The sequence below is a fragment of the Pseudomonas sp. LM13 genome, from assembly GCF_041381355.1.
In the GTDB taxonomy this organism is placed as follows: Bacteria; Pseudomonadota; Gammaproteobacteria; order Pseudomonadales; family Pseudomonadaceae; genus Stutzerimonas; species Stutzerimonas frequens.
On sequence record NZ_JACBXH010000030.1, the window covers coordinates 41,181 to 55,946 of the forward strand.

General features: G+C 63.4%; 11 protein-coding genes. All 11 read left to right on the top strand.

The genetic code is table 11. The features are described 5' to 3' along the window. Window positions 1-67: 67 nt before the first annotated feature. Window positions 68-244: a hypothetical protein gene (locus tag HZR81_RS17150; RefSeq protein WP_003095129.1), complete on the top strand. Its 177-nt coding sequence runs from the start codon at window positions 68-70 to the stop codon at window positions 242-244. After that, window positions 228-3,182 carry a sensor histidine kinase gene (locus HZR81_RS17155; RefSeq protein WP_500128805.1) on the top strand — a complete coding sequence of 985 codons (2,955 nt, stop codon included), beginning with the start codon at window positions 228-230 and terminating at the stop codon, window positions 3,180-3,182. Before HZR81_RS17150 ends, HZR81_RS17155 begins: the two co-directional genes overlap by 17 nt. A gap of 61 nt (window positions 3,183-3,243) precedes the next feature. Beyond that, on the top strand, window positions 3,244-4,656 hold the full coding sequence (locus HZR81_RS17160; RefSeq protein ID WP_500128806.1) for a sigma-54-dependent transcriptional regulator: 1,413 nt from the start codon (window positions 3,244-3,246) through the stop codon (window positions 4,654-4,656). A 704-nt stretch (window positions 4,657-5,360) separates the two neighbouring features. After that, window positions 5,361-6,752 (top strand): polynucleotide adenylyltransferase PcnB, encoded by a 1,392-nt coding sequence (locus HZR81_RS17165; RefSeq protein ID WP_208216666.1) that lies wholly within the window; start codon window positions 5,361-5,363, stop codon window positions 6,750-6,752. 1 nt (window position 6,753) lies between these two features. Continuing rightward, a complete protein-coding gene (gene folK, locus HZR81_RS17170; protein ID WP_500128807.1) occupies window positions 6,754-7,281 on the top strand; it encodes a 2-amino-4-hydroxy-6-hydroxymethyldihydropteridine diphosphokinase in 528 nt (175 codons plus the stop codon). A 126-nt stretch (window positions 7,282-7,407) separates the two neighbouring features. Beyond that, a complete protein-coding gene (gene panB, locus HZR81_RS17175) occupies window positions 7,408-8,208 on the top strand; it encodes a 3-methyl-2-oxobutanoate hydroxymethyltransferase (protein ID WP_152481695.1) in 801 nt (266 codons plus the stop codon). Beyond that, on the top strand, window positions 8,205-9,065 hold the full coding sequence (panC, locus tag HZR81_RS17180) for a pantoate--beta-alanine ligase (protein WP_500128808.1): 861 nt from the start codon (window positions 8,205-8,207) through the stop codon (window positions 9,063-9,065). Before panB ends, panC begins: the two co-directional genes overlap by 4 nt. Window positions 9,066-9,148: 83 nt before the next feature. Continuing rightward, window positions 9,149-9,529, top strand: a complete 381-nt coding sequence (gene panD / locus HZR81_RS17185) for an aspartate 1-decarboxylase (protein ID WP_014597581.1) — start codon at window positions 9,149-9,151, stop codon at window positions 9,527-9,529. Window positions 9,530-9,879: 350 nt separating this feature from the next. Next, a complete protein-coding gene (pgi, locus tag HZR81_RS17190; protein ID WP_102838531.1) occupies window positions 9,880-11,544 on the top strand; it encodes a glucose-6-phosphate isomerase in 1,665 nt (554 codons plus the stop codon). Between the two features lie 132 nt (window positions 11,545-11,676). Next, the gene (locus HZR81_RS17195) at window positions 11,677-12,555 is read left to right on the top strand and encodes an oxygenase MpaB family protein (RefSeq protein ID WP_500128809.1); all 879 of its coding nucleotides are present in this window, start codon (window positions 11,677-11,679) and stop codon (window positions 12,553-12,555) included. A gap of 125 nt (window positions 12,556-12,680) precedes the next feature. After that, a partial coding sequence (locus HZR81_RS17200; protein ID WP_500128810.1) for a DUF748 domain-containing protein occupies window positions 12,681-14,766 on the top strand: 2,086 nt, incomplete at its 3' end.

A 14,766-nucleotide genomic window follows, 5' to 3' on the forward strand; every position in this document is an offset into this window, starting at 1 on the left:
CCGTCACCGGTGGCTAGCAGCGTGCCGCTGCTCTACCATCGCCCTCACTTTCGACACGAGACCCGGCATGTATATCTACCGACTGGTGCTGCTCCTGGTGGTGGGGATCTATCTGTTCTCCCCGGCCATCATGGACTGGTGGATCGACCCCAACGGTGCCTGGTATCGGCCCTACCTGCTGTGGCTGATCCTGATCGTGGTGACCTTCATTCTCCAGAGCCAGCGTGATGCAGACGAGCTTTAGCCTGAGCCACCTGATCCTGATCAGCGCCGCCTACCTGTTCATGCTGTTCGGTGTCGCCTGGGTCAGCGAGCGCGGACTGATTCCGCGCTGGATCATCCGCCACCCACTGACCTACACCCTCTCGCTCGGCGTCTATGCCAGTGCCTGGGCCTTCTACGGCACCGTGGGCCTGGCCTATCAATACGGCTACGGGTTTCTCGCTACCTACCTCGGCGTCTGTGGCGCGTTCCTGCTGGCACCGGTGCTGCTCTACCCGATCCTGCGCATCACCCGCACCTACCAACTGTCGTCCCTGGCCGATCTGGTGGCCTTCCGCTTCCGCAGCACCTGGAGCGGCGCGCTGACCACCATTGTCATGCTGATCGGCATGCTGCCGCTGCTGGCCCTGCAGATCCAGGCGGTCGCCGACGCGATCGGCATCCTCACCCTCGAGCCGCTGCAGGAACGTGTCGCACTGGGCTACTGCCTGATGATCATGCTGTTCACGATCCTCTTCGGGGCCCGCCACATCGCCACGCGGGAGAAGCACGAAGGGCTGGTGTTCGCCATCGCCTTCGAATCGATCGTCAAGCTGGCGACATTCGGCGCCATCGGTCTGTACGCGCTGTACGTGGTGTTCGGCGGTCCGCACCAGCTGGAGATCTGGCTGCTGCAGAACCAATCGGCGCTGCAGGCGTTGCATACGCCGCTGCAGGAAGGCCCGTGGCGCACCCTGCTGCTGGTGTTCTTCGCCTCGGCCATCGTGATGCCGCACATGTACCACATGACCTTCACCGAAAACCTCAACCCGCGTGGCCTGGTCAGCGCCAGCTGGGGCCTGCCGCTCTATCTGCTATTGATGAGCCTGGCCGTGCCGCTGATTCTCTGGGCCGGGCTGAAGCTGGGCGTAAGCACCAACCCGGAGTACTTCACGCTCGGCCTGGGGATCGCCGCGCAGAGCGAGATGCTGGCACTGCTGGCTTTCGTCGGCGGGCTGTCGGCCTCCAGCGGGCTGATCATCGTCAGCACCCTGGCGCTGTCCGGCATGGCGCTCAACCATCTGGTCCTGCCGCTCTACCAGCCGTCGAGCGAGGGCAACATCTACCGTTGGCTGAAATGGACGCGGCGCAGCCTGATCTTCGCCATCATCATGGCCGGTTACGGCTTCTACCTGCTGCTCGGTGCCGAGCAGGACCTGTCCAATCTCGGCATCGTCGCCTTCGTCGCCACCCTGCAGTTCCTGCCCAGCGTGCTCTCGGTGCTGTACTGGCCGACCGCCAATCGGCGCGGCTACATCGCCGGCCTGCTGGCCGGCATCGGCGTCTGGGTGGTGACCATGCTGCTGCCGCTGGTGGGCAACCTGGATGGCTTCTACATTCCGCTGTTCAACGTGGTCTACGTGCTGGACGACACCAGCTGGCACCTGGCAGCGATCGCCTCGCTGGCGGTCAACGTGCTGGCGTTCTCGCTGTTCTCCATCTTCAGCGAAACCAGCCCGGAGGAGCAGAGCGCCGCCGAGGCCTGCGCGGTGGAGAACGTCCGCCGCCCGCAACGACGCGAGCTGCTGGCTGCCTCGCCGCAGGAATTCGCCACCCAACTGGCCAAGCCGCTGGGAGCCAAGACCGCCCAACGCGAGGTGGAACAGGCCCTGCGTGACCTGCAGTTGCCGTTCGACGAGCACCGCCCCTACGCGCTGCGCCGCCTGCGCGACCGCATCGAGGCCAACCTGTCCGGGCTCATGGGGCCCAGCGTCGCCCAGGACATCGTCGAAAACTTCCTGCCCTACAAGAACGGCGCCGAGGGCTACATCACCGAGGACATCCACTTCATCGAGAGCCGCCTGGAGGACTATCACTCACGCCTGACCGGCCTGGCCGCCGAACTCGATGCGCTGCGTCGCTACCACCGGCAGACCCTGCAGGAGCTGCCCATGGGCGTCTGCTCGCTGGCCAAGGACCAGGAAATCCTCATGTGGAACCGCGCGCTCGAGGAGCTCACCGGGATCGCGGCGCTGCAGGTGGTCGGCTCGCGCCTGTCGACCATCGCCGAACCTTGGCGGAGCCTGCTGATCGACTTCATCGAACAACCCGATGAACACCTGCACAAGCAGCGCCTGGCGCACAACGGTCATCGCCGCTGCCTCAACCTGCACAAGGCGGCGATCGCCGAGCCGCTGGCCCCGAGCAACAGCGGCCTGGTTCTGCTGATGGAAGACCTGACCGAAACGCAGGAGCTGGAGGATCGTCTGGTGCACTCCGAGCGCCTGGCCAGCATCGGCCGGCTGGCAGCCGGCGTGGCGCACGAAATCGGCAATCCGATCACCGGTATTGCCTGCCTGGCGCAGAATCTGCGTGATGAACGCGAAGCCGACGAGGAAATCGTCGAAATCAGCGGCCAGATCATCGAACAGACCAAGCGCGTGTCGCGCATCGTGCAGTCGCTGATGAGCTTCGCCCATGCCGGCGAGCGCCAGCAGCGGCTGTATCCGGTGAGCCTGGCACAGGTCACGCAGGATGCCATCGCCCTGCTATCACTCAACCGCAATCGCACCGAGGTGCGCTTCGTCAACGCGTGCGCCCCGGAGCACCTGGCCGAAGGCGACCCGCAGCGACTGGCCCAGGTGCTGATTAATCTGCTTTCCAATGCCCGCGACGCATCGCCGCCGGGCGGCTTGATCCGCATCAGCAGCGAGGTCGCCGAGCAGACCGTGTACCTGGTGGTGGAAGACGAAGGTAGCGGCATTCCCAAGGAAATTCAGGACCGCCTGTTCGAGCCATTCTTCACCACCAAGGATCCGGGCGAAGGCACCGGCCTGGGCCTCGCGCTGGTCTATTCGATCATTGAAGAGCATTATGGCCAGATCGATATCGACAGCCCGGCCGACCCGGAAACACAACGCGGCACCCGTTTTCGCATCACCCTGCCGCGGCATGTCGAAGCGTCACATGCCGTAAGTTGAAGAGGCGACTGCCGTACCGGCCCTGCGCCGGCTCTGCCTCCAGACCGTCGAGAGAGTACTGATGTCACATATTCTGATCGTCGAAGACGAAACCATCATCCGCTCCGCCCTGCGGCGCCTCCTCGAACGCAACCAGTACGAGGTCAGCGAAGCCGGCTCGGTACAGGAGGCGCAGGATCGCTACAGCATCCCGGGTTTCGATCTCATCATCAGCGACCTTAGGCTGCCCGGCGCACCGGGCACCGAATTGATCAAGCTCGCCGAAGGCACACCGGTGCTGATCATGACCAGCTACGCCAGCCTGCGCTCGGCGGTGGATTCGATGAAGATGGGAGCGGTGGATTACATCGCCAAACCGTTCGATCACGACGAGATGCTGCAGACTGTGGCGCGTATCCTCAGCGATCATCAGCAGGCCGCCACCACACAAACCCAAGCTACTCGCAATGCAGGCGCAGCGCCGGGCGCCGCCTCGCGCGACGACATCGGCATCATCGGCCATTGCACGCCGATGCAGGAACTGTTCAGCAAGATCCGCAAGGTTGCGCCGACCGACTCGAATGTCCTTATCCAGGGTGAGTCCGGGACCGGCAAGGAACTGGTGGCGCGGGCCCTGCACAACCTCTCGCGCCGGGCCAAGGCACCGATGATCTCGGTGAATTGCGCGGCGATTCCGGAAACGCTGATCGAGTCGGAACTGTTCGGCCATGAGAAAGGCGCCTTCACCGGCGCCAGCGCGGGTCGCGCCGGGCTTGTGGAAGCGGCCGATGGGGGCACGCTGTTCCTCGATGAGATCGGTGAGCTTCCGCTCGAAGCCCAGGCGCGCCTGCTCAGAGTGCTACAGGAAGGCGAGATCCGCCGCGTCGGCTCGGTGCAGTCGCAGAAAGTCGATGTGCGCCTGATCGCCGCCACCCATCGCGACCTGAAAACGCTGGCCAAGACCGGCCAGTTCCGCGAAGACCTCTACTATCGCCTGCATGTCATCGCCCTCAAGCTTCCGCCGCTGCGTGAACGTGGCAATGACGTGCTGGAAATCGCCAAGGCCTTCCTCGCCCGTCAGGCTGAACGCTTGAACAGTGATGAACTGCGTTTCTCTCGCGACGCCGAACAAGCGATCCGCCACTATTCCTGGCCGGGCAATGTCCGCGAACTGGAGAATGCCATCGAGCGTGCCGCCATCCTCAGCGAGAGCCCGGAGATCGACGCCGAACTGTTGGGCATCGATATCGAGCTGGATGAGCTGGACGATGACTTCGATGAGCCGCTTGGCACCATGCGTGGCGTGGTCGGCGGCAACGAGCCGACCGAAGACCTTTCGCTGGAAGACTACTTTCAGCATTTCGTGCTCGAGCACCAGGATCACATGACCGAAACCGAACTGGCGCGCAAGCTGGGAATCAGTCGCAAATGCCTGTGGGAGCGACGCCAGCGCCTGGGCATTCCCCGCCGCAAGTCGGGTAGCGTCACCGGGTAATCTGTTACCGCCCTCGCATCGTTCGTAACAGAAACCGGGAGCATCGGTAACGGTGCCCCGGTTTTTTCTTGCAGCTCGCACCCCTGAAAATACACAAGCGATTGAAATAAAAGGATTTTAAAAAGCTGGCACGGCAACTGCTTACTTAATGGCACAACAACAATAACAAGCAGATCCCACAATAAGAACAAGACGTAACGGCTCCAGCAAAACAACGACAAGAAGGCGGAGGCGCAGCTAACTGATTCTTTTGGAGAGGACTTGCCACGGGGCTAACCCCACGACCAGGCCGAGAACAACAAAAACTGCTCAAGCAGCGCCTGAACTGGTTGGATCGTAGATCGAGGCAAAGTCAGCGACCAAAGAAATCCGTTTGCTATTAGCTCCCAGTGTAGGAGCGCTCCTGATGGCTACGGCCGGACGGAACAGGCGAACAACAAGAACAGCACGCCTGCATGACCAATAACAATAAATAAGCACGCGACATCATTCAGAGGGGAGCTTCGGCTCCCATCAGTGCTATCTGCTACCTCACATAACGCCAGCCAAACAGTCACCAGTCGTGCCTGCATCGCAATCGGCGACGTGCTTTTTGACACCTCTCCGCGCTTCGTTCACCATCCGAGCCTCTCGGTGCTAGAATCCGCGCAGGTTTCGCGGCTATTCGCGACACCGGCCCGTCATTCCGTCACACAGTTGCCCCCATGCTGAAAAAGCTGTTCCAGTCTTTTCGTCTTCCGCTGCGCCGTATCCCGCACGCCCGACGCTCACCTGAAATTCTGTCCAGCCGGCAGCATTCCCTGCAGCGCAGCGCGATCAGTCGGCATGCGGTGAGCGTGGTCGAACGCTTGCAGCAGGCCGGGTACGAGGCCTATGTCGTGGGTGGCTGCGTGCGCGATCTGTTGCTGCAGCTCAATCCCAAGGATTACGACGTCGCCACCAGCGCAACGCCCGAGCAGGTTCGAGCCGAATTCCGCAACGCACGCGTGATCGGTCGGCGTTTCAAGCTGGTGCATGTGCATTTCGGGCGCGAGATCATCGAGGTTGCCACCTTCCGCGCCAACCATCCGGAAGAGGATGACGACGACGCCAGCCATCTCGCCTCGCGTAACGAGAGCGGCCGCATCCTGCGCGACAACATCTATGGCACCCTCGAAGACGACGCGCAGCGCCGCGACTTCACCATCAATGCGCTGTACTACGACCCGACCACCGAGCGCATCCTCGACCACACCCGTGGCGTGCACGACATCCGCAATCGCCTGATCCGCCTGATCGGTGACCCCGAGCAGCGCTACCAGGAAGACCCGGTACGCATGCTGCGCGCGGTGCGTTTCGCCGCCAAGCTCGATTTCGAAATCGAGCGCCACAGCGCCGAGCCCATCGTCGACCTGGCCGACCTGCTCGACGGCATTCCCTCGGCACGCCTGTTCGACGAGGTGCTCAAGCTGTTCCTCGGCGGCAAGGCCGAGCGCACCTTCGAACTGCTACTCGAATACGATCTGTTCGCCCCGCTGTTCCCGGCCAGTGCCGCCGCGCTGGAGCGCAACCCCGAGTACGCCGGTACGCTGATTCGCAATGCGCTGGCCAATACCGACCTGCGCATCCAGCAGGGCAAGCCGGTAACACCGGCGTTTCTCTTCGCCGCACTGCTCTGGCCAGCCCTGCCGGCCCGCGTGCTGGAGCTGCAGGACCGCGGCATGCCGCCGATTCCGGCGATGCAGGAAGCCGCCCACGACATCATCTGGGAGCAGTGCCAGCGCACCGCCATTCCGAAGCGTTTTACCATCCCCATGCGCGAGATCTGGGACATGCAGGAGCGCCTGCCACGCCGGCAGGGGCGACGGGCCGACCAGTTGCTGGAGAACCCACGCTTCCGTGCTGGCTATGACTTCCTGCTGCTGCGCGAAAGCGCCGGAGAGAAAACCGGCGGCCTAGGCGACTGGTGGACCGACTATCAGGAAGCCAGTGACAGCGAGCGCCGCAACATGATTCGCGGCCTCAGCGGCAAGGATGACGGCGGCGCCAAGAAACGTCGCCGTGGCGGTCGTCGGCGGCGCGGCCCGGGCGACACTCCTGCCGGTTCGGCCGACTGAGATGGAGCGCGCCTATATCGGCCTGGGCAGCAACCTGGCCGATCCCCAGCGACAGCTGCGTGGCGCTCTGCAGGCACTGGCCGAACTGCCGCAGACCAGGCTGGTCGCGGTCTCATCCCTTTATGCCAGCGATCCGCTCGGGCCTGCCGACCAGCCACGCTATGTCAATGCCGTCGCGGCACTGGATACCGATCTCCAGCCTCTGGACCTGCTCGATGCCCTGCAACGTATCGAGCAGGCCCAGGGCCGCGAGCGCAAGGCCGAACGCTGGGGTCCGCGCACCTTGGATCTGGACATCCTGCTGTTCGGCGAGCGGCTGATCGACGAGCCGCGACTCAAGGTTCCGCACTATCACATGCAGGCCCGCCCATTCGTGCTCTATCCATTGGCAGAGATCGCCCCCGCGGAGCTGGCGCTGGCCGATGGTCGCCGCCTGGCCGAGCTGCTCGCGGCCTGCCCGTTCAGCGGGCTGGAGCGGCTCGCCGATGCGGGTGTCACCGCCGAGGTAACGAACGTAACGCGTAGGTAACACTCGCGATTGACTTAGGCTGCCGCCGCCGGGACTATAAGCGCCCTCTGCCATCCGCGGTCTTGGCACACCATAGGTGCACCGCATGGCAACCCTGACCTCCGAGGCTCGAAGAGGACGGCATTCATGCCAGACGTCACCCTGACCACGCTGCAAGGGCTCAAGCAGAAGGGCGAGAAGATCGTCATGCTCACCTGCTATGACGCCACCTTCGCCAAGACCGCCTGCGATGCGGGCGTCGAGATGTTGCTGATCGGCGATTCACTCGGCATGGTCCTGCAAGGTCACGACAGCACCCTGCCGGTCACCGTCGCCGACATGGCCTACCACACCGCCAGCGTCAAGCGCGGCAACCGTGGTGCGATGATCGTCGCCGACCTGCCGTTCATGGCCAACGCCACCACCGAGCAGACCCTGAACAACTCCGCAGTGCTGATGCAGGCCGGAGCCCACATGATCAAGCTGGAAGGCACCGCCTGGCTGGCCGAGTCGATCCGCCTGCTGGCCGACCGCGGCATTCCGGTGTGCGCGCACATGGGGCTGACGCCGCAAGCGGTCAACCTGTTCGGTGGCTACAAGGTACAGGGCCGTGAAGAAGCGCAGGCGCAGCAGATGCTGGAGGATGCCAAGTCGCTTGAAGCCTCCGGCGCCGCCATGTTGCTGCTCGAATGCGTGCCCAGCGAGCTGGCCGCACGCATCACCCGTGCCGTGCAGATTCCGGTAATCGGCATCGGCGCCGGCAGCGACACCGACGGCCAGGTGCTGGTGCTGCACGATATGCTCGGACTGTCGCTCAGTGGCCGCGTACCGAAGTTCGTGAAGAACTTCATGCGTGAGCATGGCGACATCCCCTCGGCCATCGCCGGCTATGTCAAGGCGGTCAAAGCCGCCGAATTCCCTGCAGCCGAACACGGGTTCTCCGCATGAACGTCGTCAAGACCATCGCCGACCTGCGCGCCGCGGTTGCCCGCGCGCGCGGCGAGGGCAAGCGCATCGGTTTCGTGCCAACCATGGGCAACCTGCACGCCGGCCACATCGCGTTGGTGAAGAAAGCCGGTCAGCGTGCCGATTTCGTCGTCGCGAGCATCTTCGTCAACCCGCTGCAGTTCGGCCCCAACGAAGACCTGGACAACTATCCGCGTACCCTCGCCGCAGATCAGGACAAGCTGTTCGACGCCGGCTGCCACCTGCTCTTCGCGCCCAGCGTGGAGGAGATGTACCCCCACGGCCAGGCCAACCAAACCATCGTTCGCGTACCCGGCGTATCGGAAGGCCTCTGCGGCGGCAGTCGCCCCGGTCATTTCGACGGCGTCTCCACGGTGGTCAGCAAGCTGTTCAACATGGTCCTGCCGGACCTCGCCGTGTTCGGCCAGAAGGATTTCCAGCAGCTGGCGGTGATCCGCACCATGGTGCGCGACCTGAACATGCCGGTGCAGATCATCTCCGAGCCCACCGTGCGCGACGTGGATGGCCTGGCGTTGTCCTCGCGAAACGGCTATCTGAGCGCCGACGAGCGTGCCACGGCACCGCTGCTGTACCGTACGCTGACCCAGCTGAAAGATGCGATCCAGAACGGCCGACGCGACTACTCGACACTCGTCGCCAAAGGTCTGGAAACCCTGCGCGTTGCGGGACTACGGCCGGACTATCTGGAAATTCGCAATGCGATCGACCTGCAGCCGGTAAGCGACGCGTCTGCCGAGCTGGTCATTCTCGCCGCAGCCTTCCTGGGCAAGACGCGGCTGATCGACAACCTGATGGTCGATATCCACACATCGGCCTGATCCATGCCATTTGCCTGCAGCCTTGATCACGTTCGAGGCTTCGGGCACACTCTGCGCCGCTTGCGCACCCGGAGGACCCTGCCATGCACGCCATCATGCTCAAGGCCAAACTGCACCGCGCCCAGGTAACTCACTCGGTGCTCGACTACGAAGGCTCCTGCGCCATCGATGGCGAGTGGCTGGACCTGGCCGGTATCCGCGAATACGAACAGATCCAGATCTATAACGTCGACAACGGCGAGCGCTTCACCACCTACGCCATCCGCGGCGAGGAAGGTTCGAAGATCATTTCGGTCAACGGTGCCGCCGCCCACAAGGCAGGTGTCGGTCATCGCCTGATCATCTGCGCCTACGCGCACTACAGCGAAGCCGAGCTGGCCAACTTCAAGCCGCATGTGCTCTACATGGGCGCAGACGGCGAGCTGAGCCATACCAGCAACGCCATCCCGGTACAGGTCGCCTGAGTCACCATTCAGGCGCTGTCGAATAGAAGCCCGAAGTGTTCCGCACTTCGGGCTTTTTCGTTGTGTGCAGCATCGGCGCTCAGACAGCAGGCCGGCGCGAATTGAATAGAAGGCGAAGGCCCGGAACACAGCAGGGGTTTTCTCTGTCTGAGCTGTCTCTGATGGCATAGGATGTGCCTTCGCCGGCTCGGTGAAAGCCAGGTTCGGCCAGCATCCGCAGCATTCAGGAACGAGTGCCGGCGTGCCAGCACGGTCATACACATCACTGAATCCGCGAGGCAACATGCGCGCTCGCTGCGCGAATTCACGGGGGTTCAGCGGCCTGTCAAAGCAAAGGAAGCCGCATCACCATGAGCTACTACCAGCATCCGCTCGATGTCACCGGCCTGCCGTCCTGGAAGGCCCTGGAAGAACACCGCCTGGCCATGCAGAACTTCAGCATGCGCGAAGCATTCAAGGCCGACCCGACCCGCTTCGCTGACCTGTCGGTTTCCTGCAGCGGCCTGTTTCTGGACTACTCGAAAAACCTCATCACGCCCGAAACCCGCACCCTGCTGGTCAACCTGGCCCGCGAGGCCGGGGTCGAGCAAGCCGCGCACGCCATGTTCGAAGGCGAACGCATCAACGCCTCGGAAAACCGTCCGGTGCTGCACACGGCTCTGCGCCGCCCCATGGGCGACACGGTGATGGTCGACGGCAAGAACATCATGCGTGACGTGCACACCGCCCTGGCGCAGATGACCGACATCGTCACCCGCATCCACAACAACCTGTGGCGCGGCTTCAGCGACAAGACCATCACCGACGTGGTGAACATCGGTATCGGCGGCTCGTTCCTCGGCCCGCAACTGGTCTCCGAGGCGCTGCTGCCCTTCACCCAGCACGGCGTGCGTACGCACTACCTGGCCAACATCGACGGCAGCGAATTCCGCGAAGTGACCGCCAAGCTGAATGTCGAGACCACGCTGTTCATCATTTCCAGCAAGACCTTCGGTACCCTCGAGACACTGAAGAATGCCCAGGCTGCGCGCACCTGGTATCTAGGCAAGGGCGGCACCGAAGAGAAGCTCTACCGCCACTTCATCGCCGTCACCAGCAACAAGCAGGCGGCCATCGACTTCGGCATTCGCGAAAAGAACATCTTCCCGATGTGGGACTGGGTCGGCGGGCGCTACTCGCTCTGGTCGGCGATCGGTCTGCCCATCGCCCTGGCCATCGGCATGTCCAACTTCAAGGACCTGCTGTCCGGCGCCTACAGCATGGACCAGCATTTCCTCAGCGAGCCGTTCGAAAGCAACATGCCGGTGCTGCTGGCGATGCTCGGCATCTGGTACCACAACTTCTGGGGCGCGCAGAGCTACGCCTTCCTGCCCTACGACCACTACCTGCGCAACTTCGTCAAACACCTGCAGCAGATGGACATGGAATCCAACGGCAAGAGCGTGCGCCAGGATGGCACGCCGGTGACTTACAGCACCGGCCCGGTGATCTGGGGCGGCGTCGGCTGCAATGGCCAGCACGCCTACCACCAACTGCTGCACCAGGGCACACCGCTGATTCCGGCCGACTTCATCGTGCCGGTGGTTAGCCACAATCCAGTGGCCGATCACCATGAATGGCTCTACGCCAACTGCCTGTCGCAGAGCCAGGCGCTGATGCGCGGCAAGACCCGTGAGGAAGCCGAGGCCGAACTGCGTGCCAAAGGCCTTAACGAAGACGAGGTTCAGCGCCTGGCGCCGCACAAGGTGATCCCGGGCAATCGGCCGAGCAACACCGTGGTGATGGAAACCATCAGCCCCGGCCGCCTCGGTGCGCTGATTGCGCTATACGAGCACAAGGTATTCGTCCAGGGCGTGATCTGGGGTATCAACTCCTTTGACCAGTGGGGCGTCGAGCTCGGCAAGGATCTTGGCAAGGCGGTCTACAATCAGATGACCCGCTTCGATGCCGCACCGGCCGAAGACGCTTCGACCCAGGGCCTGATCGACTTCTTCCGCGGTCGCCACCGCGGCTGATAAGTCCTCTCGACCGGACAGCGCGCAGCTGCTGTCCGGTCTATCTTGCCCTCCTTTTACCCCGACAACTGGCGAGCCCTCTGCGCCTCTTCAGGTACCATCGCCGCTTGCCAAGCCAGCAGCGCTGTCGCCATGGAATTTCTCCGCCGTCATATCGAAACCCGCGTGCTCAGCCTAACCGGCCTGGCGATTGGCGGTGTCGACTACGAAAACCCTCCGGGCGATCCCGGCCTGTTCGGGCCTGATTCAGTGTGCTGGCGCGTGCATGGCGACTTCACATCGATGATGGTCGGCGGGATCTCTGCACTGCTATTGCAAGCGCTGCACCCATTGGCGCTGTCGGGCGTATGGGATCACTCGAACTTTCGCGAGGATCTGCTCGGCCGTCTGCGGCGTACCGGGCAGTTCATCGCCGCCACGACGTTCGGCAGCCACGCCGATGCCGAACGCCTGATCGAGCGGGTCCGACGCATCCACCTGGACGTGGCCGGGACGGCACCGGATGGTCGACCCTACGCCGCCTCCGATCCCGACCTGCTGACCTGGGTGCATGTCGCCGAAGTCAGCAGCTTTCTCAAATCGCACCTGCGCTACCGCGACCCCGGTCTCTGCGCAGCCGACCAGGATCGCTACTACGCCGAAGTCGCACTGATTGCCGAACGGCTCGGCGCCGGTGAGATTCCACGCTCGCGCGCCGAAGTCGAGGCGTACCTCGAACGGCTCCGCCCGCAGCTGCGGATCGACGAACGCGCCCTGGAGATCCTGCGCATACTGCGCACCGCTCCGGCACCAAGCCCGCTGCTACGGCCGTTCGGCACGCTAATGTTGCACGCTGGTGTTGAGTTGCTGCCGGAATGGGCCGCAGCCATGTTCGGCATATCGCTGAGCGACGCGCGCCGTCAGTTGCTCCGCAGCGGCGTACGCAGTACCGCGCCAGCGCTACGCTGGGCAGTGCGCAATGCCTCGGTGCATCGCGCACACCGACGCATGGGCTTGCCGCCACGCGGCTGAGGCGCATGCCGCGTCCGCCATCGCCAATCTGCGGCGCGCTGCCCAATGCCCATATCGGGCCGATTCGGGAACCGCGCACCCATGCCATACTCCAAGGCAACCATTCGCCAGGAATACTTCCGGTCATGCCCAATGGAATGAAGCGAGCGTTCAGCGGCCTGGCGCTCGTGCTGATCTGCTACAGCCTGCTTGGCTTCCTGATCCTGCCAGGCATTGCCCAGCGCATCGCTAATCAGCAGCTTGCGGCCTACGCGACTGTGCCGGCCAGTCTGCAACGTGTCGAGTTCAATCCCTTCAGCCTTGAGCTCTCCCTGTTCGACCTGCGCATCGGTGACGAAAATGATCGCCCGCTGGCCTTCGAGCAGCTCAACCTCGATCTGCAATGGGCGAGCCTCTGGCAACGTACACTGCACCTGGCTACCGTCGAGTTGGTGGCACCGCATACCGAAGTCCGTATTGCCAATGACGGCACCCTGAACCTCAGTCAACTCTTCGATTTTCCTCCAGCAGAGCCGTCCGACGACGGCGAACGCGACCTGTTCGCGCTGCGCATCGACCAGTTGCGGCTGGTACGCGGCCACGTCGCTTTCGAGGATCGGCGCCCGAGCGAGCCCATCGAGCTGGTCTACGACTCCCTGGACCTCGAGCTGCACAACCTTGCCACCCGCAGCGACCACAGCGCCGACGCACGCCTCACCGCCAGCGGCGCGAGTGGCGGACGCATCGATTGGCAGGGCGACCTCAGCTTGCAGCCGCTAGCCTCCCGCGGCCAACTGCAGATCAGCAAGCTACCGCTCGAGGCCTTCTGGCCCTATGTGCGCGACGCAGCGCCTCTGGTTCTGCAGGATGGCAGCATCGACCTGAGTACCGGCTACCGCCTCGATCTCAGCGACGGCCTGGCCCTGACGCTGGATAACGCCCAGGCCACCCTGGCGCCGCTGGCCCTCGACAGCCCGGACGGGCGCAAGCTGGTGCGCCTGGAGCGCCTGGAGCTGAGCGAAACGACGCTGGACCTGGCCAGGCGGCAGGTCAGTATCGGCAAGCTGCGCAGCCGCAACCTGGAAACCTGGGTCGCGCGTGAAGCCGATGGCCAGCTGGACTGGCAGAAGCTGTTGGCCACAAGTGCGTCCCCGTCGAAGGCCGACGACCAGACTCCGGACAGCGAAGCCCGGAAATCTGGCGAACCATGGCAGGTATTGCTGCACGATGCTCAGCTGCGTGATTACCGGGTGCACCTGGCCGATCGCGTCCCGGATGAGGAGGTCGAGCTGGAGCTCGGCCCGCTGAACCTGGACATCAGCGATTTCGACAGCCTCGCTACCCGCCCCTTCTCGCTGAAGCTGGACACAGGGGTCGGCAAGCAGGGGACGCTTCAGGCCCAGGGACAGCTGCAGCTCAGCCCGGTCAGCGGTGAGCTGGCAGTAACCACCCGCGACATAGACCTGCGCATCGCTCAGGCCTACCTCAGCCCACTGGTGAGCCTGGAGCTACGCAGCGGCATGCTCAGCAGCGAACTGCAGGTCAACCTGCAGGGCATCGAGCCATTGGCGTTCAACGTTCGCGGTAGTGTCGATGCCACGCAGCTGCACACTCTCGATACCATCAACAATCGCGACTTCATCAAATGGCAGCGGCTGCAGCTCAATGGTCTCGATTACCAGCACCCACGGAGCCTGGAAATCGAACGGATCGATCTGAGCCAGCCCTACGCCCGCTTCATCATCAACCCAGATCTGAGCACCAACATCAACGACCTGCTGGTCGAGCGCAGCGAATCCACCGCGCAAGAGGCTTCCGAGGAGCAGGCATCGGAACCATTGGCCATCCGCATCGGCGGCATCGCCATCGCCGACGGATCGGCCAACTTCGCCGACTTCAGCCTGCGCCCGCCCTTCGTCACCGCCATCCAGTCGCTCAATGGCGACATTGGCACGCTGGATAATCGCGAGCAGAAGCCAGCCTCAGTGAACATTGCCGGCAAGGTCGATCAATACGCACCCGTGAGCATCAAGGGCAGCCTGACGCCCTTCGACCCGCTGCAGAGCCTGGATATCGCCACCAGTTTCCGCCAGGTCGAGCTGACCACCCTGACGCCTTATGCAGGCAAGTTTGCTGGCTATCGGATCCGCAAGGGACGCCTCAACCTGGACCTGCACTATCGCATCCAGAACGGCCAGCTGAACGCCGACAACAAGGTGGTCCTGGAGCAGT